We start from the raw sequence: 22,191 nt of genomic DNA on the forward strand, positions 1-22,191 counted from the left end.
TCAAGGCAGAGCTGATGAGAGCAATCGAACCCGCGTATCCAAGCTCGGGGAGTCGATTTGGTAGGTCCAGAAGGCTTCCGGTTGTCGACGGAGTCGGGTGACCTGCAGCTCGGCGTCCGTGCATGTCGACGATTGGGCGTTGCCGTCGCCACTACTTGTGACAGCGTCGTGACACCATCGCAGGGCTTGTTTCATCGTGACACAGAGGCGGCAGGGGTTACCGCGCACGTAGAGATACCTGCACGGGACCACGTTCGGCGCGCCCGGTCAACGGTTAGTTAGCTGAATGCTGTGGCGATCGCAGGAGATCCAGGCTCCCGTCTACCCCTTATTAACGAGCTCTAGGCTGATTTACCTGGTAGAAGCGATCAAGCGATTTGTATACTTCACTGTATTGCGTTACTTCACTGTAAGAGTGAAGTATGGCGCCCAGATGAAGTATAATTTTGCTGTGCTGTCATCTGACCGAGCTGTAAACGCACTGCGAGCTGTGTATCGCGGGGCGGTACGGGGGCGTCCGGCAAAGGACCGCAGGCGCGACACGATCGTGACCTTAGACGACGTAGAGTTCCGCGTTCGATGGCTGCCGGTCGGCTGGCCGCAACAGGTTGCTGACGCGGTGCAAGATGACCTACGGCCCGATATATTGGTCGCCCCATCGATGTCGCCCGGTGCACGAAAGGCGGCGCGTGACGCTGGCATGGGATGGGTTGACGAATCTGGCGCCGCCTTCCTCCACTACCGGGACCCATCAACGAGAACGACCATCAGGATCGAAACCGAGGGCATCCCGCCTGTTCCGCTTGATAGTCGAGTGGGCTGGCGCCCTGCAACTCTGGCCGTATGTGAGGCACTGCTCGCTGAAGTCGCCCTTCCGACTGTCTCCTCGGTAGTGGAGGTCACAGGCATCTCGACGGGCAGCGCTGCAGAAGCCCTGAAGTTCCTTGAAAAGGATGGACACCTCGCCAGAACTGAGGCTCGCGGCCCTGGGTCTGCTCGCCAAATTTTGGACCGCAATGAGTTGCTGGACGCCTACGCCGTCGCCGCTGAGCGGCTGCGGTCACCAATTGCGTTACGTGTAGGAGTTCTCTGGCGGCACCCGGTCGCAGACGCGATTGACTTCGGTCAGATCATGACGAAGAACCGCATTTCATGGGCCGCCACCGGCGCTCTGTCGGCGAGGGTGATGGCACCCGTGCAGACCGAGGTATCTCCCATGGAGATTTACCTACCGGGGCGTGCGCCGAGCGACCTTCGCCGTGCGGCCTACGCCGCTGGCCTACGAGAAATGGATGGCGGCCGACTCTTATTGCGCCCATTTCCAACGCCAGCCGGAGATAAGTTAACCGTCGAGGACGTCCACGGGTTCAGATCGGTGTTGTGGCCGCGTGTCTACGCGGATTTGCGCACAACTGGCGTACGCGGAGAAGACGCCGCTGAACATCTACGTCAGGAGATGACCAAATGAGCGAAGAAGAACCAGAGCGGTCAGAGGCGGCGCGGCAAGCCGCCGAGCTTGCCCTCGTGCGCGTAGCACACCATTACGGTGGACGCCCAGGATTTGTCCTGCTTGGTGGCCTGGTGCCGGCGCTGCTGTGCGCCCACTCCGATCAGCGGCATGCGGGTACAACCGATGTCGATGTCCAGGTCGATCTCGAGATCGCCGGAGGCTCTGTCGAAGCCGGTCGGCTCGAAACTGCTCTGCTTAACGCCGGATTCAAGCCGGGCGGTGAGTACATCTGGCGATGGAAGCTCGCTGATTCGCCGACCGTCGTCAAATTCGAACTGCTCGCCGACCTTGGCAACCAACCGAACGAGGCCATCATTGAGTTCGCGGAATGTAACGAACTCGGAGCTGTGAATCTGCGTGGGACGGGCTACGCAGCTCAGGACACGACGGTTCACAAAATTGGGGCTAACGACCACGGAACCTGGCGTGAGGCTGAAATCAATGTCACCGGCCTTGCAGGTTTTCTGCTTGCCAAGATGGCCGCAGCGCATGGACGGCGTAAAGCAAAGGACTGGTACGACATCGCGTTCGTGCTGCTCAACAACGATCACGGCAGCCCTACCGCGGCCGCCGAGCGAGTGTTCGAGGTCTTCGGCACGTCCGTAATTAGCACAATCCGTACGCAGGTTTTAGATCTCCAAGCCAACTTTGAGGCTAGCGACGCACAGGGAACTGTTGCCTACGCAACCCAAATCACTTTGGACCATCCCGAAATTGACAGGGCCACTGCTGCGGCTGACGCTCAGCTCGCTGTCGCGGCTTTCACCGGACACCTTTTGGCCTGACACCATCATCTCGCACGGAAGGCCACCCACCTGGTCCAAATCAGACCCCAACTGGCCGTTCGTGGACAGACAGAAGCCCAGCTTTAGTCGTCAAGTCTTTTCTCCCAGCACGCGGTAGACGGTGGCTCGACTGACACCCAGCGCGTTCGCGATGGTGCTGGCCGATTCGCCGCTCGCATGCATCCGCTGCGCCAGCGCAGATTTCGATGCGTCCAACGCTTTGGGCCGACCAATCGCCTGACCGCGTGCTCGACGCGCCTCACGCGCCGCCGAGCGGCGCTCCCGGCCCAACTCCAGCTCAAGTTCCGCGAGACTCGCCAGGACGCCGGCCACCATCCGACCCGTCGCGTTGGACGTGTCAATACCTTCACGGAGAGAGCGCAAAACGATCCCACCCTCTCCAAGCTCACGGATTGTCGCCATAACTTCCGCAGCGTTACGGCCCAAACGGTCGATGCCGACAACCACAATGGCGTCGCCCTCCCGTGCGTAGTCCAAGAGCGCAGCGAGGCCTGGCCTCTGCTCCCGCGTCGAGGTTCCCGAAAGTCTGTCGGAGTAGACCCGATCGGCATCGACACCCGCTGCGGTCAGGGCATCGACTTGCTGGTCGAGGGACTGGTGCCCGGTGCTAACACGGGCGTATCCAAGTTGAGTACCCGGGGCGGTTGCAGAAGCGGTCATGTACCGAGGATGTCTCAGAAGTCTCAGAACTTCAAGTATTGCGACAATGTTTTTGAGTCAACTTATGAGACATCATGAACTGGCACTGTCTGAAAGCCGGGCGATCCCGACGGGGATGTCTCAATTCTTTAGAAATGAGACACTGTGCGCGCGCCCTCCCCTATGTAATTAGGGTGGTCGGACATCGCGGATTCACGACGTCGACGTGACTCGGCTTGGTCAATACCTCCACGCGGGCCTCATCGATGCTTCGATCAGTTCATGGGACTCGTTAAGAACCGAGCGGCTGAGCTCGAAGACCGGAGATTTGGTGAGATCGAGGGTGGCGTGTGCATTGATCACATCACCGATCCCTGCCTGTCCCAACGTCTTGAAGACTTCGTCACGGAGCACAACTGCGCGGTCTGCGGCACGGCTCGGCCTTCGGAGAAGAATGCCTCGTTCGCCGTTCCGCTAGAGAAACTCATGTATGCAGTGGTCGAAACCGTCAGGCACTTCTACGCAGATGCAGAAGCGGTGTTGCCGTGGGACAGCGAGGACGGTGTACTTGTCGGACCCCAGATCGACACATGGGACGTCGTCGAAGACATTGCTGATGGGGCATTCGACAATGCGTACTCCGACCGAATCATCGAACTGATCAGTTCGGCTATCGGCTATCAAACTACGTGGACATCGTGGTTCACGGCCTCCGACACCGACGGCCTCGATTATGCGTGGGAACAGTTCGCCCAGACTGCGATGCACCAGTCTCGGATGGTTGTCGGCATGGGCTCGCCCACCGATCCTCCCGCCAGGCTGGCCCGCTTCCTAGAGTCCGTGCTGTTGTACGCGACGTCAGATCTGGGACTCGTTAGACAGCTGCCACCCGGAACAGGGTTCTATCGTGGCCGTCTTTGTGAAAACCCTGATTTACTCAACCGACACAGTGACGATCTAGGACCCGCTCCTCCCAAGAAGGCAGCCGCGAATCGGATGTCGCCAGCGGGAGTTGCACTCTTCTACGCGTCAGGTGATCCGCAGACCGCCGTCGCCGAAATAGCAGGCCATGGTGTCGAGCCTCTGGCCGTCATCGGCAAGTTCACTAATACGCGGGGACTCCGAATCCTTGACCTAACAAGCTCGCCGGCGCCTATCTCGCCGTTCTGCCTTGAAAAGCGTGAGCACGCCCGGATGGGACGGTTCCTTTCGTCGTTCGTCCGTTACATCGCTGCACCCGTGATCCCGGACGGTCGGCAACACGTCGAGTACGCCCCAACTCAGCTACTGACCGAGTACCTGCGGTGGGTGCCCGAGCCCAAGCTCGACGGGATCGCACTACCGAGTGCGCAGACAGAAAACTGCACCTACGTGCTCTTCTTCAGTCGATCGGAGTGCGCCACACTTGGTGATCCAGCCGCCGAGTATGACGTAGATGACCCGTTCGACGGTGACGTCGGCGCTGAACCAGCGCTCGCGCTCGACCCCGAGACAGTTATTACCTACCGGGTGGAGCGGCAATATTCCGGCGTAGATGCTGGGCCGTCTCACCGGGCCAGACCGCCTTGGGCGAGTGGTGATGGGGAGCGCCACTAGAACACGGTTTCCCAGATCATGCGATGTTCGTAGCAGTTGACCATAGTGGGACGACCTGAAAGTAGATCTGAGAAACCGCATTCGCCACCGTGGTCTTATTAGCGGTGCTTGTTACCAGGGACTAAGGGTGCCAAAAATGACACAAGATGAGTGGCTCGAAACCCCCGCCGCTGACGCAATCACCAACTTCCTGGCGGTGATTATGGGCACGCTCGCAAGCGGAATGGGCGGAACGATCGGCGGGATCCTGACGAAGATAGGTACTTCGTTCCTCACGTACCTCATGGATGAGGGAAAGGCAGAGCGTGGAGATACCGGTCCGGACGACAAGCTCACACAGAAGCTGCGTCAACAGTTGGACCCTAACCGCGAAGACCCCCGCCGCAATGGTTTGATCATCGTCGCCATATGGAGCGCATTCGAGTCCTCGTTTGATGACTTCGTAAAGGGACTGATCATAGAACGCCCAGAGGCTCTGAGGGACAAGGACATCTCGAGAATCAAGGTCCCGATAACTCAGCTCTTCGCAGACGGTGAGGACAAGGCAGCAGTCGTATTGGACGGAATCAAAGATGCTATCGGGAAAGGTGCAGGGGCCTCCCGGTGCGAGGCGATCCTGAAGTACCTGGATCTGAGTGGTCCGGTACCTCCAGAGATCAAGGATCAGGTTTACCACTCTCAGATGATCAGACATATCTGGGCACACCGCGTTGGCATCGCTGATGCGCAGTTTGTTCAGAAGGCGAAACGACTTGGATTCAGCGAAGGGGATCTCGTTACCGTCGATACGCAGCAACTAGTAAATTATCTCAGCGCCGTAGTCTTCTACGCGATGATCATCATGAATCGTCATAGGCACCTGCATGGATTAGAACCCATAACAGGAATCCTCGACTCGAATGAGAAAGCAAGTGGCACAATGAGAGAGGCGTTTCACAACCTCTATACCACCGAGGATTCGGATCGAATACCTCAGAAGTAAAGTTAGGTGCCCTCAGGCCAGGGGGTGGGGCAAGATCCCTAGCCGGACAACACTTCCGCGACCCTCCGGGTCGTTCGCTGTGCGAACCACGTTTTCGGATAATGTGCCCGAATCCCCAACCCCTGCAATGCGTTTCGCATCAACAGAAAGATCCGAATCGCACTGCAACACAACGTATTTCGGGTGTTAGGTTCATGCCAAGGAAGCATAGCGCGCACTTGAGATTTTGGGGCAACTACCGAAGCAGCACCGGACCTGTTGGTCACTGGCTATCCCCTAGCTACTTCGACCTGAAAAAGTCGGGGTGTGGCGGTGGCTGAAGTGGCCGTTGTTTGACGAGATGATGGCCTCGAACCCTTGGGCAAGAAGGGATCGAGGCCATCGTGCTGAGAACTTTAAACGACCAGCCGTCGTTGTGGGACGCGATACTGCCGTCGGAGCTGCTGGTGTTGCCCGACGAATTGGCGCGGGTGGACAGGCTGCTCGACGACCCAGCGTTCTTCGCGCCTTTCGTGTCGTTTTTCGACGCACGAATGGGGGCGTCCGTCGGTACCGATGGAGACCTATCTGCGGATGATGTTCCTGAAGTTCCGTTACGGGCTGGGTTATGAGTCGCTGTGTCGTGAGGTGGGTGATTCGATTTCCTGGCAACGGTTTTGCCGAATCCCGTTCGGCACACGGGTCCCGCATCCGACCACGTTGATGAAGCTGACCCGCCGGTGCGGCGATGCTGCGGTGGCCGGGCTCAACGATGCGCTGTTGGCCAAAGCCACCGAGCGCAAATTGCTGCGAACCGACAAGGTCCGTGCGGATACCACCGTGGTGCCAGCGGCGGTGGCCTATCCGACCGACTCGGGTTTGTTGGCCAAGGCCGTGGGCAGCATCGCTGGCACGATCACGCGTATTCAAGCCGCCGGCGGAGCGACGCGCACCCGGGTGCGCGACCGCAGTCGCTCCGCGGGGCAGCGGGCCCGTTCGATCGCGGCCAAGCTGCGTCTGCGCGGTGCAGCGGCGCGCGAGGAGGGCCAGGCTGCGGTGCTGCGGATTACCGGGGATCTGGCCGGTATCGCCGAATCGACGGTGCGTGATGCCCAGGCGGTGCTGCGCAACGCCCGACGGAGTCTGCCCACCGCGACCGGTCGGCGTTGCGGCCAATTGCGCCGAGCGATCAATGACCTCGATACGCTGTTGCAACGCACCGCTCTAGTGGTGGCTCAGACCCGCAGCCGGCTGGCCGGAGTGATGCCTGATTCAGCGACCCGGATGGTCAGTTTCCATGACGTCGATGCCCGCCCCATCCGCAAGGGTCGGCTCGGTAAGCCGGTGGAGTTCGGTTACAAAGCCCAGGTCGTAGACAACGCCGACGGGGTCATCCTCGACCACACCGTCGAGACCGGAAACCCTGCTGATGCACCGCAATTGGTGCCGGCCATCGCACGCATAACAGAACGCACCGGTGGTGCACCAACAGCGGTGACTGCTGATCGCGGCTATGGATACGCGTCGGTGGAAACCGAACTGCACGACCTCGGGGTTCGCCGCGTCGCGATCCCGCGTGCCAATAAGCCCAGTGCCACCCGCCGGGAGTTCGAACACCGAAGAGCATTCCGCACCAAGATCAAATGGCGAACCGGATGTGAAGGCCGGATCAACCACCTCAAACGCAGCTACGGTTGGAACCGCACCGAGTTGACCACCCTGACGGGAGCTCGAACCTGGTGCGGACACGGAGTCTTCGCCCACAACCTGGTCAAGATCAGCGCCCTGGCCGCATGAACAGCGCAGACCAGCAGCCCGATCGACCAGCCTCGGCCGTCAGCTCGAGCGCCCTCAGACCATCAACCGTTTTTCAGGTCGAAGTAGCTAGGCGCGTATTGGACCATAGGTTCCGAGTCCACATGGCCGCCCGGTGAGATGATGTTGAGCACATTGGGCCGTACTTGATAGCGCGTTCCGTCGGCTGGGTTGGTGATGTCGAATCCGCTGGATGTGCGGACGGCGTTAGCGAGTTCGATACTGGCTCCGTCGCTCATGCGCACGCCACGGTAGTAATAGTCGCCTGGTCCGGTTTGACAAACCACCACTTGAGATTTGGTGGTCTGCGCCATCAAAGCCGGTGAATTTCCCGGTTCGCATCGGGCGTAGGAGGCCACGAAGCCTTGCCCATCAGTTCCTGGCAGGCCGTACGAAGGAGTTGAGACGGTCGGCTGCGTGCTTGTGGGTGGAATCGCGTTGATATCACCTGTATCTCTGTGCAGGATGCCGGTAGCGGTATCCATTTTCACGCTTGCGGATCGGAGCAGAGGGAGACTGTCCTCCAATTCACCGACGTTTAGGTTCTGACTGCCGGCGATGCAGAAACGACTGGCAGCATCGTAATCGCTGATTGCGCCTTGCAACTCCCTCGTCAGATCGAGGTCGGGCGTCGGCATATGCGCCTGAATATTCCCGGCGGCGTCGTGCAGCTTCTCGCACGCAAACCCGAAGCCGACCAGATCCTTAGCCTGGGCGGCTGTCACCATGTTGCGGCTTGCATCAGCCAATTCTGCGAAGTACGGCTGGACGTCGGCATACCACCTGCGGACCTGCGCACTGACCGGCATAGTCGTCGGTATGACAGTTTCTGTCTTGGCGCTGTTCGGCCGTGACGTTGGAAACCATGGCGCGCACCCGGCAGCGACCAGGCCGATGGCGGCGATGGCGATTATCTGCTTTATGCGCCCTGCCACGACCTGATCGCCCTCCTACCCAGTGGACCGATGACGCCAAACCCCAAGGGGCCGGGGCGATTGCTGCTGCGATGCCAGATGCGCATGACGGAAGATCACGACCAAATCTTCACCCGTGACTACGGCTGAGGAGGTGGTGGGGCTCCCGGAACGGGCGGGTTTATCGGGATCAGTCCCCCAGGACTGGGGGCGGGGGCAGCCGGGTAGTTTATGCACGTTCCGGGACCGTTGCCGGCCGTTCCCAGGGAGGTGCAAACCTGATAGCTCCCGTCCGGGTTAAAGCAGGTGGTGCGCGAACCGATGGGGACGCCCATGTCGGTCACCCAAACAGGAGCCGTACAAGTCTGATTCGGATCAGCATGGGCGAGGCCTTGTCCCAATCCGAACATCGGCAGGATTGCGACAGGGATGCCTACAGCACGGTATATCGCGCGGCGCAACATACCCCCAAACCTCCCTATGGTGCCGTCGATGTTCGGTGACGTCGCCCGATTCGTCGATGGGAGCGTATTCGACCGCGGAGTTGCTCACACGGGAAATTGTGAAAATTCCTGCAATCGATTCCGCAGTCATGTAGCGCCCCCAGGACTGCACATTCCGGCTGGGCAAGCGGGCGGAAGGGTGAATCGCCTCGAAGGATCGTTTGCTGACGTCCAAATAGTTCGGCCCTCAGCGTCCGCTTGCGACCTTGTTTTCGCAGCTCAGGGTATTGCGCTTCGTCATGGCTACGGAAAGACTATGGGACATGAACAGCCTGGTGGCCTTCGCTCCCCCGAACCACTTCGAGGGCTTGGCGACGGGCGACGTGAGTTGGGTGTTCGACGCCTCAGCACTGGTCTGACAACGCTTTTCGCGGCTATGACTCGGCCAGTTTCCGGAGGCGTTTCAACGTTTCGGTCAGCGTGCGCCCCACCTGGCGCACGGCGATCCGATCGGCGATATACCCAAGTATTCCCCCGGGCGCCTGATACGACAGCCGAAATGTCACCCTTGTGCAGCCGTCGCCTCTGTCGCGCAACCGCATTCGCCCGCGCAGCGTTACGCCGGTGATTCCCACCCAGGCGAGGTCGCGGCCGTCGTCGAACTCGACCACCTCGATCACCCCGCCAACGGGTACGGAGCCGATCTTCCAGTGGACGGTGTACCGCGCACCGACGCCGGGTGGTTGGTCGTTCGACGACTCCCATCGCTCCAGATTCGCCATGAACGACGGGTAACAGTCCGGGTCGCTGACAATTTTCCAGACGGCGGCACGGTCGGCGTTGATGACGCAACGGCGTTCGACGCGCATCAGCCGATCACCGGGAATCGTCGTTCGGCGGCCAGCCGGTCGACACCCCCCTGCAGGGAGGCCATCACCTTGTCGTGCACCGCTTGATCGTCGCCGTCGACCTCGATCGGGTCTTGAACCTCGATCACGATCTTGGTGGGCAACGGGATGTGGCCCGCCAGGTCGCTGATGTTGAGGCCCCAGGGCAGCGCCAGCGATATCGGAATGCTCTTGAGTCGGAGCAACCTGTCGGCCATCAGCAACTTGGCCAGCCACTGCCCGCGGTTGAGGAAGAGCGCGCTTTCCTGCCCACCGATGCTCGCGACGGGGACGATCGGTACCCCGGCCTCGCGGGCCAGCTTGACATAGCCCATGCGCCCGCCGAAGTCGACTTTGTGGCGTTCCCAGGAGGGTCGGAACACCTCGTAATCACCGCCGGGGTAGACCAGCAGCGCGGCGCCGGAATCCAGTGCGAGACGAGCATTCTCGGGATTGGCGGCGACCGTGCCGAATTTGCGCAACCATCCCAGTGGCGGTGCGGAGACGACCAGGTTGTGGGCCAACTGGTAGAACGGCCGCTCGACGCCGAAATAGGAGCAGAAGGCGAGCGTGAACACGAAGGTGTCGGGCGGCACGTTGCCGCCGCTGTGGTTGCCCACCAGCAGCACCGGCCCCTCGGCCGGAATGCGATCCAGGCCCCGTACGTCCGCCCTGAAGTAGAACGACGCCAGCAGCCAGGTTCCAGGTAGCTGGTCGCGAATGTAATCCGGATCCCGCTGGTCAAGGTCGGCTTTGGGCACCCACGACACAACCTTGTCGCGAGCCCAATTCAGGACGCCCTTCGCGGTCGCCATGACGGGAGGCATACCCCGGCGTTACCGGGGGTCAAACGCGGTAGGTGCGCGCGGCTTTCTTGCGGGCGATGAGATCGACCACCCCTTGAGTTCGAACCCTGCCTAACCACGTGGAGATGGTCACCCTCGTATTTTGACCATCCAACGTTCTACCGTCAGCTACAAGTACTGCTGGACGCCTCCGTGGCCGTGGCAGGTGCCACTGGCATGCGGGTGTTCGCTGAAAGACCAACTTCCATCTGAGCACTGGGCCGTGGCGCCCTGCGGTTGTGGGCCACCTTTTTGCGGATACGGCACGCAGTCACCTGAACTGGCGGTGTAGCACCCGCCGCTGGGTGACGCGTAGGCCGATGGCACCAACGCGGTGGCGGCTGTGACGATGGCTGCGATGACGAATGCAGCACGGGACAACACGTGCCCAAACCTCCGTCTTCTACCGACAGTTTGGTGACGTTTTCCCGATTCGTCGCTCGAAGCCTATGCGTCCGAACGGCTGACCACATGGGAATTCGTGAAATCCTTCGGCCGGCGGTCGATGAGAGCTTTTGCTAGTCCCCGAGCCCGTGCAGCACCCGGAGCCGGACGGGATCGCGCTTGCCTTTCACTGCCACCCATCCGTGCATGGTTACTTGTGCCGAATCACCAAGCGCCGCTTCGGTATCGGGGCCGATGACCACCTGGCCCGGGTGGGCCAGGCCCTGCAGCCGTGCCGCCAGGTTCATCGTGTCGCCAATTGCGGTGAAGTTGCGTACCTGCAGCGCGCCGACGTTGCCCACCAGCGCAGCACCCGTGTTGATGCCGACCCGAAAGCGCGGCCACTCATCGTGTCCGGCGGCCACCTCCTCGACGACGGCGTGCAGCGCCAGCCCGGCGCGGGCGGCCCGCAACACGTGATCGGGCTGGCGCACCGGAGCATTCCAGATCGCCACCACCGCATCGCCGGCAAAGGGCAGGACGGTGCCGCCGGCCTCGAGGATGACTGGAACGACCGCGCCATAGTAGGCGTTGAGCATGTCGACAACCTGCGCCGGCGAGGTCGCTTCGGTGAATGCGGTGAACCCGTGCAAGTCGGCCATCAACACAGTGATGTCTGCGATCGCGCCTCCCAGGCCCGCCTGGTCGGGATCCGCGACCAGGGCGGTAGCAACCGCGGGTGACATGTAGCTGCGAAACAGGCCGTCGAGGTTCTGGTAAAGCCGCGCGTTCTCCAATGCCATCGAAGACTGCATGGCGAACGACCACAGCAGTGCGATATCGGCGTCCGAGAAGGCGCCGGCCGGTGTTCGGGCCTCAATCATCCCCGCGACCTGGCCCTTGACCGTCAGTGGAAGTTCGAGAACTGCGGGATCCGGACAGCTGTCGCTACGCCTGGCGGCGGACCCCTCCGCAAAGCTGAGTTCGCCGGCGCTCATCCGGCCGATCCGAAAAACGATGTCCGGGAAGGCTTCCGCGAGGGCCGCCAGCACGCGGGCAAGCAAGGCATCCTCGTCCTGGATGACGCTGGTTTCCTGGCCCAAAGCCACGAGCTCGCCGAGCTTGCGGACGCGTTCTCGTTCGGCGCCCACGGTTTCGGCGCTGCGTTTGAGCACTGCCATCTGCTGCTCGGTGATTTCGAACCGGTCGGCAAGGGCGGCGGTGGCCGCGGCGGCCGGCACCCGCTCACCCCGCTCGCGGCGCTGCAGCATGTCAACCATCGATTCCAGCGCCGCCGTGTAGTCGCGGCGCAAAGTGGCGATGGTCTGTTGCGTGGCAAGCGCATCGAAAAGCCCCTTGACGGTGCCCTCGCGGCGGAATTGGACTCGGGCGCTATACGCGATGAAGCAGAAGGCGGTCGTCATCAGCACGTGCCACAGCCACCAGGAGGCATGCCAGCTCATCCCGAACGCAAGGGCCACCGCCGACTCGGAAAGCAACATGAACGCCGTCAGCACCGAGATGACTACCACCGCCGGGCGACGCCGGTAGATCGGAAGGTAGGCAAGCGCAGCGATAGCGAAAAGAGCGGCACCAACCAGCGCCGCACCCTCCTCCACGCGTTCCACCAGCTCTTGATTAGGGAGCCGGTCGAGCGATCCGAACAGGATGGTGACCGCGCAGGCTGCCATCGACGCGCCCACCAGGACCATCAACGAGCGGCGCAGTGCCCACAGGCGGACGCTTCTCTCGGGGCTGAATCTCATCGACGAACCCAGCGCCGCTATTCCCGCCAGCACCAGGCCCATTCGGGTCGGCAACATGAAATCCGCATCGGACGTGTCGAACAGGACGCCGGGGGTGAAGACGGCGTGCACTCCGAAAAAGCCGGCGGTCGTGATGAACACCAGCGACACCAGCCAGAGGCGGGCGTCATCCCGCGCTCGTGATGCCCGGGCGATCAGCGCGCCCAACACGACACTCACGGTCGAGGCGGCCAGCACCAAGATGAAATGGGCCACCCGATTGGCCCACTCCAGGTCGATCTGGGGTTTGTCCAGCAGCAGCCACAACGCCAGCATGGGCAACGCCAGATGCATGAGCCAGTTGGCCGTACGGAGCCTCGATCCCCGGCGTACATCCATCGGCCTGCGACGCCAGGAGCCGGTTCGGTCTGGGCTCACTGTCACGACCGACAACCCTGCGGTACCAGGTCGTAGATGCGCGCGGCGTTCTCGCGGGCGATCAGGTCGACCACCCGGATGGCGTCCGCCTCGTTCCAGTCGTCGCGGTCCACGAATTCTCGCAACACCCGATCAATGCCCCTGCGCCACAAGGCCGTGCCGAGGAAGTGCAGTTCTGCCGGGCCGAATCCGTCGGACGAATACAGGATCTTGGAAAAGGGCGCCATCTCCAGCAATCGAGCAAGGAAGGCTGGTGACCGCGCCCCCAGGTGGTTGACGCTCAAGCCGCCGTCGAGATAGACGTTGTTGAACGCCTGGGCGAGGTAGCCGGCCTCGCGCTCGTAGGGATAGCAGTGCAGCAGGACGATCGGGACGTCCGCCGTGTCGCGCAGAAAGTCAACCAGCAGCAGCGGATTGGCCTTCTGGAGGTCGCAATCACGATCGCCGAACCCGACGTGGAACTGCAGCGGTTTGCCCAGTCGCAGCGCCTGATGCAACCCGAACCGCAACAGGCCCCTGTCCTGCAATCGGGTGCCGCCGCGCTCGCGCCACCGGCTCGCGGCTTCGGCGACCTCCGCCCTCGACGGTTCGCTCAGGTCGCCGTCAAACCCGCCGCGGTAGGCCAGAATCGATTTGGTGCCGACCGCGCCGACGGCGCGCCGGTGCAGGATCTCCTCGAACGCGCCGGCGTAGTCACCCGGCGCCTGTGCGGCCTGCTCGGCCACCTCCTCGAGGCGGACGACCTCGCGCGCACGATCGCCGGACAGCCGGGCCATGTCCGCGACCCCGGCGATATCACTGCTGCCGATCCCGGTGTCCACCAGCCAGTCGCTCACGCCGGCGGCTGCCAGGAACAGCCGCGCCAGCTCCTGCTCCTCGAATTGACTGCGCCGCTCCCAATAGGCCTGCGGGTCGGCGTGTTTGGGCAGCCCCAGGACGGGGGCGCAGTGCGCGCGCATCGCGAATCCGAGTTGTGAGTCGAAGCCCGAGTAATCGATCGGTTCGTTGTTGGCCTCGTTGAGTGCGTTCTCGAATCGCTGCCGGTCTCCGGGCGTCAGCCAGCAACCGTGGACATGCTGATCGACCAGCGCCACTTGACCGATGTGCTGGGACAGGGCGCGGGTGTCGGAGACCATAACCGGTCACAGGCTCCAGGCCATGCGGAATTGGTCCGCCAGCTGCTCGGGCGCCAGGTCGCCGTAGCGCTCCTGTTCCAGGCGGCGAACCGCGACCACCATGTCGACCGCCGGATCGCCCAGGATACGGCGCATGGCCTCCGAACCGTCAAGTGCCGCAATCGCTTCGGCCTGCGAATCGGTCAGGCGCACGACGCCGTCGCGGTCCCGGTCGGAATCGGACAGGACGGCCGGGTCGACCGTGATCTCCGGTGGCAGCGCCGCCTGGCACTTGATGCCGTCCAGGGCCAGCCCGAGGACGGCGGCCGAGGCGAGGTACGGGTTCGCCGACGGGTCGACGATCTTCACCTCGACATTGCCGCCGCGCGGATTTCCCGGCCCGCCGACGACGAATCGCACCGCGGCTTCGCGGTTTTCGGTGCCCCAGCACGCATAGGCGCCGGCCCAGTTGCCGGGACGCATCCGCAGCCCGGAGACAATGGAGCCGCACAGCACGCCCTGGGCCTCCGGCAGACCGCGGACCACGCCCGCTATCGCGTTCTCCCCCTCCTCCGTCATGCCGTGGGTTTCGGGGCCTTCGGAGAACAGCGGGCCTTCCGACGTCGCCAGCGAAAAGTGCTGGTGGGCACCGGATCCGACGCCGTCGGCGAACGGCGCGGGCGACAGGCTGATGCGCAGCCCGTGGCGACGGGCGGCGCGGCCAATGATGAGCCGCATCAGGATCAGCTGATCGGCTGCGGCCACCGGGCTTTGCGGTGACAGCGAGATCTCGAACTGGTTGGCGCCGTACTCGGGGTGAAATTGTTCGATCGCGATGCCGGCAGCCGTCGCCGACCCGATCACGTCGCGCACGAACGCCTCGTGCTCCAGCACGCCGGCCAGGCCGTACTGCGCCCACAATGTCGACGGCAGCCGGTCCCCGTGCTGGCCGACCAGAAGGAATTCGATCTCGTGCCCGATCGCGGCCTCTACCCCGGCTTCGGTGAGTGCGGCCTCGAGACGTCGCAACGTTCCCCGGCTGCAGGCGGGAACCGGCGTGCCGTCCTGAGCGAAGAACGCGGCGGGCGCCCACGCCAGACCGTCACCGACGATGCGCAACGCGGACAGATCGATACAAAGACGTTGGTCCCCCACCACGCCCACGTCGGCGGTGAAGGCGATGCCGGTCTGATCGATGGCGAACGCGTGCCAGGACGGGCTGGCCCCCAGCCCGGGATCTGCGAAGGTGTTGATTCGCTGGATCGGCACGGTTTTGGCCAGGGTGAGCCCGGCAGGATTGACCACGGTGCCGATCACCGTGTCGACGCCTTCGGCTTCAAGTCGGGCAATGGCCGCGGCGGCAAGCGGTGTGCCGGTCATGGCTGTCATTCTCCCAACCTCGGATCTCGCCCTACGGTAAACGGCGTACCCGCACGCTCAGTTCTGCCGGGTAACCAATTCGGCGACGAACCGATCGAGGAAGCCATCCACCGGCGGCCTGCCCACCGGTCGGATGACGAATTTCGTCAATCCCGCCTCGATGTAGGCGTCGAGTCGCCGATGCAGCTGATCCCACCCGGCGGCGATCAGCTCGCCGGGGTCGCGGTCCGGGCGACGTCGGCGCACCGCCGCAGCCAGATCGGCGGGCAATTCCGCGTCGGCGACGGCCAACGAGATCCCGAAGTGGTCGGGTTCGATGCTCCTGCCGGCGTCCGCGGCGGCCCGCTCGATCGCTTCGCGCCCGGCCCGGGCCTCCGCCGGGGTGAGGAAGCTGCCCAGCCAACCGTCGCCCAGCGCGCCGATGCGCCGAAACGCCGCCGGCGCCGAACCGCCCACCCAGATGTCCAGCGGCGGTGTCGGTCTCGGGGCGACGGCCACGTCGGTGACGCTGAAATACCGGCCGTTGAATGTCGCCGACTCCTCGACCAGCGCTGCCCGCAGCAGTCGCAGCGACTCGTCGAACACTGCCGCGCGCTCGCCGTCGGGGACCACGAACACCTCGCGTTCGGCCGGTATCGCCGAGCGCAGACCGAAGACGGGAAGCACCCGCTTGGGCGCGACGGCCGCCAGGGACGCCAATTGCTTCGCCACCAGCACCGGATGCCGCCCCGGCAGCACGGCCACCGACGTGCCCACCTTCAGCCGGGTCGTCCGCGCGAGCGCATACGCCATGCCGACCACCGGATCGACCGCCGGCGAATACACCAGTTCGGAAAACCACAGCGAGTCCACCCCGCCGGCCTCGAGCTGATCGACGATGGCGGCCAGCTGATCCGGCGCGGTGTCGGCACCCAGGCCGACGCCGAAGCGAATCTTCACCCGCGCCTCCCTCTGAGTTCTCTCACCCACACCGCAACATCACCGCGCCACCATTTGTGCCCGGCGCGCGCGTCATCGCGGGTTGCCCGGGCTCAGAGGGCGGGAAGCTAGCCGCGGCTGGGGATGGTGAGCTTGCAGGCCTGGCCGATGTCGAGGGTCCGCAGCACTCGACCCATGCCCACCCACAGCGCGCAGGACAGGGCCAGGTCGGCCAACAGCTCGTCCGAGAAGTGTTCTGCGCAACGGCTCCAGAAGTCTTCGTCGTCGCGCAGGGCGGTGTGGTCGGTGGCGAATCGGTCCGCGAACTCGGCGGCCAGCCGCTCCTGGTCGCTGTAGCCGGGCCAGGTGGGCCATTCGTGGACGTGGTCGTACAACTCCTCGTCGACGCCGGCGGCGGGTCCGTCTTCGTCACGGGTGTTGACGCAGACGACGCATTCGTTGCGATGGGCGATCACGGCGCGGGCCAGTTCGCGGGTGCGTAACGGCAACCGGTTCTTGGTGTAGACCGCCTGGCTGAAGCCACCCAGCGCGCCGCCGATGTCCGGAGACTTCGCAAACCAGCCGGCCAGGTCGTCGTCAGCAAATGTTCCGATTCGGCTCATGGCGTGATGGTACGCCCGCGTCAAGACCCCGGTCGGGGATGTCGGCGAATGCGGATGGGTACCCGCTAGCGAGCGGCCGACGGGATCGCCACGGTTGGCTGCTCCTCATGCCAATCACGTTGAGCCAGAACGCGATGCGCAACACGTTCCAGTGCGGCCTCTACCGCGCGACGGTCCGGGCGTCCCTCGAAACCCGGTGACCGGGCGAGCTTGTCGACGAGCCACGCCAGCAGCAGCGACTGTACGTAGGCGACTTGCTGCCCCCCGGCCGGCGTGAGCCACAACTGCTCGCCGTCGCGCTGCACGTAGCCGCCGGACACCAAGCGGGCGAAGGTGGGCTCGAGAACCTCGAACGGTACCTGCAGATAGTCGGCCATGTCGGTGAGCCGGGCGGTCCCGTACATCTGTGTGTACCGATTGATCCGCAGGACTCCCCACAGCCCGGCGACGTCGAGCCGGCAATCGGGTCGCATCGCGATGCTGCGCAACCGCATTCCGGTTTCACCGCGCATCATCCGTGCGATCGCGTTCTCCAGCATCTGGTCCGGCGTCTCGCTGGTCGGCATTCCGAACGCATCACCGAGATCGACTGTGCTGTCGTGGAATTCCTGGAGCGGGACCTCGCGCAGGAACAACGCCAGCACGAACCCCACCAGCGCGACCGGAACCGCCCAGAGGAAAACCTGGGTGAGCGACTCGGCATAGGCGGCGACTATCGGGGCGGCCACCTGGCGAGGCAGCCGGTGCAACGCCTCCGGCGACGCGGCGGCTGCGGCCGGCGCGCGGCTGGCCAGCATCGCCGGGCCGATCCGGCTGTGCAGAAAGTTCGTGAACAGCGAACCGAAGATGGCGGCTCCGAACGAGCTGCCGATGGTGCGGAAGAAGGTGACGCCGGAGGTCGCGACGCCCAGGTCATCGAAGCTCGAAGTGTTCTGCACGATCAGGACCAGGGTCTGCATGCACATCCCGATCCCGGCGCCGAGGATGACGAGGAACACCGATTGGACGACAGCGGATGTCGACGGGTCCATCCGCGACATCAAAAAGAACGCCACCGCCATGACGGCGGTGCCGGCGATGGGGAAGACTTTGTATCTGCCCGTGCGGCCCACGATGACACCACTGCCCATCGAGGTGGTCAGCATCCCGATCACCATCGGCAACGTGCGCAGGCCCGACGTGGTGGCCGAGACACCGTCGACGAATTGCATGTACGTCGGCAGGAACGTCAGGGCGCCCAGCATCGCAAACCCGACCACGAAAGACAGCACACAGCAGACGGTGAACACCGAACTCCGAAACAGCCGGACCGGCAGGATCGGCGCGGCGGCGCGGCTCTCCACCCAGGCGAAGATGCACAACGCGATCACCGAGCCGACGAACAGGCCGATGATCGTGGGCGACCCCCACGGATAGGTGGTCCCGCCCCAACTGGTGGCCAGTGTCAGGCCGGCGGCGCCCAGGCCTACCAACACGATCCCGGCATAATCGATGACCGGTTTGGTGCGCTCAGTCAGCGCCGGGATGGCGGCGGCCGCCACGAAGAAGACCACGACCGAGATCGGCACGTTGATCCAGAACGCCCACCGCCAGGTGAAGTGGTCGGTGAAGTAGCCGCCGAGCAAGGGACCGATCACGGTGGTGACACCGAACACCGCTCCCATCGCGCCTTGGTAGCGGCCGCGGTCCCGCAGCGGGATCACCTCGCCGATCAGGGCCATGGCCGTCACCATGAGCCCGCCGCCGCCGATGCCCTGCAGTGCGCGCGACGCGACGAGCATGCCCATCGAACTCGAGAGCCCGCACAGCACGGATCCGGCGACAAAGAACACGACGGCCGTTTGGAACACCCGCTTGCGGCCGAACAGGTCACCGAACTTGCCGACGAGGGCGGTGATGATGGTCGAAGCGAGGAGATAGCTGGTGACCACCCACGATTGATGGCCTGCGCCACCGAGATTGGCGACGATGGTCGGCAACGCGGTCGCCACGATCGTCTGGTCCAGCGCGGCCATCAGCATGCCGAGCAGGATCGCCACGAAGATGAAATTGCGTCGCCGCGAGTCGGCCACGACATTGCCGGGTTGCGAATCCGAAGCGTGGCCGTCCCGAGCCGCTGCTGGTGTCGCCCTCGTCATGCCTGCCTTCCCACGGCGTTCGATGGTAATGAGTGCCCACGGTCAACCGGTGGCAACCAAACCCCCGCGTAAGGCGGCGCTTCGAGAATTAGCTGGGCGGCCGCGACACGCACTGCGCCGAGTACAGCTCGACGCCCAGCTTGTCCATCAACTCGAGCTGGGTCTCGAGGTAGTCGATGTGCTTTTCCTCGTCGGCCACGATCTCTTCGAAGAGGTTCGCGGTGGTGGAGTCCTGCTTTTCCCGGCACACGATGATCGCCGGCTTGAGCCGCTCCATCACGTCGTATTCGATGGCCAGGTCGGCCTCGAACTGCTCGCGCAGCGTCTGGCCGATGCGCAGTGAGAAGAGGCGCTGATAGTTCGGCAACCCGTCGAGCAACAGGATGCGGTCGGTGATTGCCTCTGCGTGTCGCATCTCGTCGAAGGACTCGGCCCGGGTGTGCTCAGCTAACTCGGTGAAACCCCAGTTGTCCTGCATCTTGGAGTGCAGGAAGTATTGGTTGATCGCGGTGAGCTCGCTGGTCAACTGCTCGTTGAGCAGACGCAAAACTTCCGGATCCCCTTGCATTGTCACTCCTAAGGTGTGAGCGGCTGTCGTGTGTTCCGCGGCGGGCGCGCTGGGCTGGAGCGCACAAACCTGGGCTGTAGCAGCACTTTGCCACGGCCGCTTGGAATGTTCCAGCAAGGTTTGGCTGCACTCAGTGACGTCCCGAGTGAAGTAAGTCGCCCCTTGGTTAGGTTAGACTCGGCTTACGGACTTAGGTTAGACTCCACTAATAAGCGGCATGCGCATTCGGCCTCATCGCCATGGTGCCCGATGACTGGGAACGCCAAAGCCGGGGACGAAATCGCACACGCTGGACAGAGCTCTCGACGAAGGGGATTCCGACGTGCAGGAGGTGCGCTGATGTACGTGTGCCTCTGTGTTGGGGCAACCAACCAGACCGTGTGCGACGTGGTCGCACAGGGCGCATCGACCTCCAAAGAGATCGCAGCCGCGTGTGGCGCCGGCGGTGACTGCGGCCGCTGCCGACGCACGTTGCGCGCGATCCTCGCCGCCCAGGCGAAGCTGGAGACGGCTCCGTCGATCTAGCGCGTCAGCGTTTGTTGAAGTCGGCCAGGGCCGCGGCGTTGGCGTGTGCGCCCATCAACTCGGCGAAGTGCGCGTTTTCCCGGGCGGTGGCCGCCACGATCTCCGGCCTGACGGGTTCCATCATGGTGTGCTTGACGGCCATCAGGCTCGAAATCGGCCGGGAGGCAAGGATTTCCGCGTGCTGACGGGCCTGTGCCAGCAGCTCGTCCGGTTCGCAGACACGCCAGACCAGGCCCATCCGCAGCGCCTCTTCGGCGCCGACCCATTCCGACGACAACAACAGCCAGGCCGCGTTCTGCCGGCCCACCAGCTGGGGCAGCAGATATGACGACGCCGCTTCCGGCGCCACGCCCAGACTGGTGAACGGGCACTTCAGCCGGGCGGTCGACGACATGAACGCCAGATCGGCATAGCCGAGGATGGTGGCCCCGATTCCGACCCCCACGCCGTTCACCGCGCAGATCAGGGGCTTGGGAAACGCGCTGAGCGCATCGATCAGCCCGATGAAACCGTGCTTGCCCAGGGTGAAGTCGGGGTCTGTGATGCGGGCCTGCATCTCGCCCAGGTCGGTGCCGGCGGAGAAGCCGCGCCCCGCGCCGGTCAGCAGCACGACCGCGACCTCGGGATCCTCGGCGGCGGCCAGCAGGGCCTCGGCAGTGGCGTCGTAGAGGGCTTCGTTGAACGCGTTGAGCGCCTCGGGCCGGTTCAGCGTGAGGGTGCGTACCCGGTTCTGGTCATCGATTTGCAGCGTCACGCGAGCAGCCTAGCGAGGCTAGCCGTTGCTGTAGACGCGGGTTGGAGCGATGAGCACGACGGCGCGGCCCTCGGCGGCCATCACCCTGTCGTACTCGTCCCAGTCGTCGTGGCTGCCGCCCGCGGCGGTGAACACGTCGCGGAGCAGCAATCGCAACTGGTCGGCGTCGGTCAGCCAGGGGCGGGTGTCGTCGGGGCCGGCCAACTCCGCGCGTCCCTCGACCGTCGCCCACTGCCACCCGCTGCGGAAGGTCACGGCCAGCTGTGGCCGGGCGCGCAGGTTGGCCAGCTTGACCCGGCCGTAGGTGGTAAAGCCCAGGACGGGTTGGCCATTCGCCGGGTGCGGCAACAGGCCCACATTGACCAGCGAAGCCTGCACGGTTCCGTCGGCACGAACCGTGGAGATCACCGCCAGACCGCTTTCTCCCTTGGCCAGTGCCACAGCCTCGTCAAGTGTTGTCATGGCTGGTCCTCACTTCCCGGAAAGGTGTCTCGAACACGTAGCGGCTGGTCGGCACCGTGTCGATGTTCTCGTTGGCGCCGAATGCGGTTGTGCTGGCAACCATCCGGCCCAGCCGGTCCTGTAGCTCCTTGTCATCGGCGGCTCCGAAGAACGTGTGGAGGTCGGTGATGGCCTCGATCGGGAACAACTCCTCGACGATGCCCGCGATTCCCGGCGCATCCGGGGTAAGCGCCCGTACCACCCAATTCTGGGTGTAGCCGAACGTCGACTGCGTTTCGATGGCCACCGAGGTGTGGTCGCGTTGCCAACGGTTCAGCCACGTTGCCTGGTCCATGTCGGCGGGCCGGCGCAGCAGTGCGATGTTGGCCAAGCCCGGTGTGCGAGAACCGGCTTCGACGGCGGGCGCACTCAACGGGACCGACTCGGTCACCAGGTAAGCGGCCAGCTGCTCACATTCCTGGGCGAGGAATTTGAGTGCCGCCGTCGTCTGGTCGCCGTAGCACTGCTGGGTCCACATGCTCACCACGGCGGCCACCGGTGGGTCCAAGGTTGTCAGTGTCATCAGCGAGTGGCGCACGGTGCTGTCACGAACGTTCAACTGCAGCCCGGCGACGCCCAGTTGCAGCAGCGCGTCGGCGACGTGGCCCCGTTGCCGGGCGCACCACGCGTCGTCCGGCTCGGCACGCATCAGCACAGCGATGACCTTCTCCATACGCAGAACTTAC

General features: G+C 63.7%; 20 protein-coding genes and 2 pseudogenes. 7 read left to right on the top strand and 15 right to left on the bottom strand.

The genetic code is table 11. The features are described 5' to 3' along the window. The first annotated feature begins 433 nt into the window (after window positions 1-433). Complete coding sequence (locus MTY59_RS27850) at window positions 434-1,468, top strand: hypothetical protein (protein WP_347881626.1); 1,035 nt, start codon at window positions 434-436, stop codon at window positions 1,466-1,468. After that, on the top strand, window positions 1,465-2,295 hold the full coding sequence (locus tag MTY59_RS21215; RefSeq protein ID WP_221042898.1) for a nucleotidyl transferase AbiEii/AbiGii toxin family protein: 831 nt from the start codon (window positions 1,465-1,467) through the stop codon (window positions 2,293-2,295). Before MTY59_RS27850 ends, MTY59_RS21215 begins: the two co-directional genes overlap by 4 nt. A 90-nt stretch (window positions 2,296-2,385) precedes the next feature. On the opposite strand, the gene MTY59_RS21220 is transcribed toward MTY59_RS21215, so the two are convergent. Beyond that, window positions 2,386-2,976, bottom strand: coding sequence for a recombinase family protein (locus tag MTY59_RS21220; protein ID WP_221042899.1), 591 nt, complete (start codon window positions 2,974-2,976; stop codon window positions 2,386-2,388). A gap of 261 nt (window positions 2,977-3,237) precedes the next feature. Between MTY59_RS21220 and MTY59_RS21225 the strand changes: the two genes are divergently transcribed. From MTY59_RS21225 to MTY59_RS21235, 3 genes and pseudogenes are all read left to right on the top strand, one after another. Then, complete coding sequence (locus MTY59_RS21225) at window positions 3,238-4,551, top strand: HEPN-associated N-terminal domain-containing protein (protein ID WP_221042900.1); 1,314 nt, start codon at window positions 3,238-3,240, stop codon at window positions 4,549-4,551. A gap of 136 nt (window positions 4,552-4,687) precedes the next feature. Then, complete coding sequence (locus MTY59_RS21230; protein ID WP_221042901.1) at window positions 4,688-5,533, top strand: hypothetical protein; 846 nt, start codon at window positions 4,688-4,690, stop codon at window positions 5,531-5,533. A 383-nt stretch (window positions 5,534-5,916) separates the two neighbouring features. Continuing rightward, window positions 5,917-7,309, top strand: a pseudogene (locus MTY59_RS21235) (ISNCY family transposase). 62 nt (window positions 7,310-7,371) lie between these two features. On the opposite strand, the gene MTY59_RS21240 reads toward MTY59_RS21235, so the two are convergent. After that, window positions 7,372-8,262 carry a hypothetical protein gene (locus tag MTY59_RS21240; protein ID WP_221042902.1) on the bottom strand — a complete coding sequence of 297 codons (891 nt, stop codon included), beginning with the start codon at window positions 8,260-8,262 and terminating at the stop codon, window positions 7,372-7,374. A gap of 739 nt (window positions 8,263-9,001) precedes the next feature. Here MTY59_RS21240 and MTY59_RS21245 point away from each other — a divergent pair. Continuing rightward, window positions 9,002-9,103 (top strand): annotated as a pseudogene (locus MTY59_RS21245) (nuclear transport factor 2 family protein); the annotation flags it as partial. Window positions 9,104-9,118: 15 nt separating this feature from the next. Here MTY59_RS21245 and MTY59_RS21250 read toward each other — a convergent pair. The 10 genes from MTY59_RS21250 to bfr form a co-directional block, all read right to left on the bottom strand. Further along, window positions 9,119-9,553, bottom strand: coding sequence for an SRPBCC family protein (locus tag MTY59_RS21250; RefSeq protein WP_221042903.1), 435 nt, complete (start codon window positions 9,551-9,553; stop codon window positions 9,119-9,121). Next, entirely contained in the window at window positions 9,553-10,386 is an 834-nt protein-coding gene (locus MTY59_RS21255; RefSeq protein WP_221042904.1) for a lysophospholipid acyltransferase family protein, read from the bottom strand. The genes MTY59_RS21250 and MTY59_RS21255 overlap by 1 nt, the downstream gene beginning before the upstream one ends. 159 nt (window positions 10,387-10,545) lie before the next feature. After that, the gene (locus MTY59_RS27855; RefSeq protein WP_221042905.1) at window positions 10,546-10,800 is read right to left on the bottom strand and encodes a DUF3761 domain-containing protein; all 255 of its coding nucleotides are present in this window, start codon (window positions 10,798-10,800) and stop codon (window positions 10,546-10,548) included. A gap of 134 nt (window positions 10,801-10,934) precedes the next feature. Next, window positions 10,935-12,899 (bottom strand): adenylate/guanylate cyclase domain-containing protein, encoded by a 1,965-nt coding sequence (locus tag MTY59_RS21265; protein WP_221042906.1) that lies wholly within the window; start codon window positions 12,897-12,899, stop codon window positions 10,935-10,937. A gap of 86 nt (window positions 12,900-12,985) precedes the next feature. Further along, window positions 12,986-14,119, bottom strand: a complete 1,134-nt coding sequence (locus tag MTY59_RS21270) for an amidohydrolase family protein (protein WP_221042907.1) — start codon at window positions 14,117-14,119, stop codon at window positions 12,986-12,988. A gap of 6 nt (window positions 14,120-14,125) precedes the next feature. After that, complete coding sequence (locus MTY59_RS21275) at window positions 14,126-15,478, bottom strand: type I glutamate--ammonia ligase (RefSeq protein ID WP_221042908.1); 1,353 nt, start codon at window positions 15,476-15,478, stop codon at window positions 14,126-14,128. Between the two features lie 57 nt (window positions 15,479-15,535). Further along, complete coding sequence (locus tag MTY59_RS21280) at window positions 15,536-16,417, bottom strand: TIGR03854 family LLM class F420-dependent oxidoreductase (RefSeq protein WP_221042909.1); 882 nt, start codon at window positions 16,415-16,417, stop codon at window positions 15,536-15,538. A 107-nt stretch (window positions 16,418-16,524) separates the two neighbouring features. Beyond that, window positions 16,525-17,019, bottom strand: coding sequence for a carboxymuconolactone decarboxylase family protein (locus tag MTY59_RS21285; protein WP_221042910.1), 495 nt, complete (start codon window positions 17,017-17,019; stop codon window positions 16,525-16,527). 65 nt (window positions 17,020-17,084) lie between these two features. Next, window positions 17,085-19,157, bottom strand: coding sequence for an MDR family MFS transporter (locus MTY59_RS21290; RefSeq protein WP_221042911.1), 2,073 nt, complete (start codon window positions 19,155-19,157; stop codon window positions 17,085-17,087). Window positions 19,158-19,245: 88 nt separating this feature from the next. Further along, window positions 19,246-19,725 carry a bacterioferritin gene (gene bfr / locus MTY59_RS21295; RefSeq protein WP_221042912.1) on the bottom strand — a complete coding sequence of 160 codons (480 nt, stop codon included), beginning with the start codon at window positions 19,723-19,725 and terminating at the stop codon, window positions 19,246-19,248. A gap of 339 nt (window positions 19,726-20,064) precedes the next feature. On the opposite strand from bfr, the gene MTY59_RS21300 reads away from it, so the two are divergent. Next, a complete protein-coding gene (locus tag MTY59_RS21300; protein ID WP_221042913.1) occupies window positions 20,065-20,250 on the top strand; it encodes a (2Fe-2S)-binding protein in 186 nt (61 codons plus the stop codon). Window positions 20,251-20,254: 4 nt separating this feature from the next. On the opposite strand, the gene MTY59_RS21305 is transcribed toward MTY59_RS21300, so the two are convergent. The 3 genes from MTY59_RS21305 to MTY59_RS21315 are packed head-to-tail and all read right to left on the bottom strand — an operon-like array spanning window position 20,255 to window position 22,178. Beyond that, on the bottom strand, window positions 20,255-21,004 hold the full coding sequence (locus tag MTY59_RS21305) for an enoyl-CoA hydratase/isomerase family protein (RefSeq protein ID WP_221042914.1): 750 nt from the start codon (window positions 21,002-21,004) through the stop codon (window positions 20,255-20,257). Window positions 21,005-21,022: 18 nt separating this feature from the next. Beyond that, window positions 21,023-21,466, bottom strand: a complete 444-nt coding sequence (locus tag MTY59_RS21310; RefSeq protein WP_221042915.1) for a PPOX class F420-dependent oxidoreductase — start codon at window positions 21,464-21,466, stop codon at window positions 21,023-21,025. Beyond that, window positions 21,453-22,178 (bottom strand): EthD domain-containing protein, encoded by a 726-nt coding sequence (locus MTY59_RS21315; protein WP_221042916.1) that lies wholly within the window; start codon window positions 22,176-22,178, stop codon window positions 21,453-21,455. The genes MTY59_RS21310 and MTY59_RS21315 overlap by 14 nt, the downstream gene beginning before the upstream one ends. Window positions 22,179-22,191 lie beyond the last annotated feature (13 nt).

The organism is Mycobacterium senriense, assembly GCF_019668465.1.
In the GTDB taxonomy this organism is placed as follows: domain Bacteria; phylum Actinomycetota; class Actinomycetes; order Mycobacteriales; family Mycobacteriaceae; genus Mycobacterium; species Mycobacterium senriense.

Excerpts from the sequence above, each read along its gene's own strand:
- MTY59_RS27850 (WP_347881626.1), top strand. The coding sequence starts at position 434 with ATGAAGTATAATTTTGCTGTGCTGTCATCTGACCGAGCTGTAAACGCA.
- MTY59_RS21215 (WP_221042898.1), top strand. The coding sequence starts at position 1,465 with ATGAGCGAAGAAGAACCAGAGCGGTCAGAGGCGGCGCGGCAAGCCGCC.
- MTY59_RS21220 (WP_221042899.1), bottom strand. The coding sequence starts at position 2,976 with ATGACCGCTTCTGCAACCGCCCCGGGTACTCAACTTGGATACGCCCGT.
- MTY59_RS21225 (WP_221042900.1), top strand. The coding sequence starts at position 3,238 with ATGGGACTCGTTAAGAACCGAGCGGCTGAGCTCGAAGACCGGAGATTT.
- MTY59_RS21230 (WP_221042901.1), top strand. The coding sequence starts at position 4,688 with ATGACACAAGATGAGTGGCTCGAAACCCCCGCCGCTGACGCAATCACC.
- MTY59_RS21250 (WP_221042903.1), bottom strand. The coding sequence starts at position 9,553 with ATGCGCGTCGAACGCCGTTGCGTCATCAACGCCGACCGTGCCGCCGTC.
- MTY59_RS21255 (WP_221042904.1), bottom strand. The coding sequence starts at position 10,386 with ATGGCGACCGCGAAGGGCGTCCTGAATTGGGCTCGCGACAAGGTTGTG.
- MTY59_RS21265 (WP_221042906.1), bottom strand. The coding sequence starts at position 12,899 with ATGCATCTGGCGTTGCCCATGCTGGCGTTGTGGCTGCTGCTGGACAAA.
- MTY59_RS21270 (WP_221042907.1), bottom strand. The coding sequence starts at position 14,119 with ATGGTCTCCGACACCCGCGCCCTGTCCCAGCACATCGGTCAAGTGGCG.
- MTY59_RS21275 (WP_221042908.1), bottom strand. The coding sequence starts at position 15,478 with ATGACCGGCACACCGCTTGCCGCCGCGGCCATTGCCCGACTTGAAGCC.
- MTY59_RS21285 (WP_221042910.1), bottom strand. The coding sequence starts at position 17,019 with ATGAGCCGAATCGGAACATTTGCTGACGACGACCTGGCCGGCTGGTTT.
- MTY59_RS21290 (WP_221042911.1), bottom strand. The coding sequence starts at position 19,157 with ATGACGAGGGCGACACCAGCAGCGGCTCGGGACGGCCACGCTTCGGAT.
- bfr (WP_221042912.1), bottom strand. The coding sequence starts at position 19,725 with ATGCAAGGGGATCCGGAAGTTTTGCGTCTGCTCAACGAGCAGTTGACC.
- MTY59_RS21300 (WP_221042913.1), top strand. The coding sequence starts at position 20,065 with ATGTACGTGTGCCTCTGTGTTGGGGCAACCAACCAGACCGTGTGCGAC.
- MTY59_RS21310 (WP_221042915.1), bottom strand. The coding sequence starts at position 21,466 with ATGACAACACTTGACGAGGCTGTGGCACTGGCCAAGGGAGAAAGCGGT.
- MTY59_RS21315 (WP_221042916.1), bottom strand. The coding sequence starts at position 22,178 with ATGGAGAAGGTCATCGCTGTGCTGATGCGTGCCGAGCCGGACGACGCG.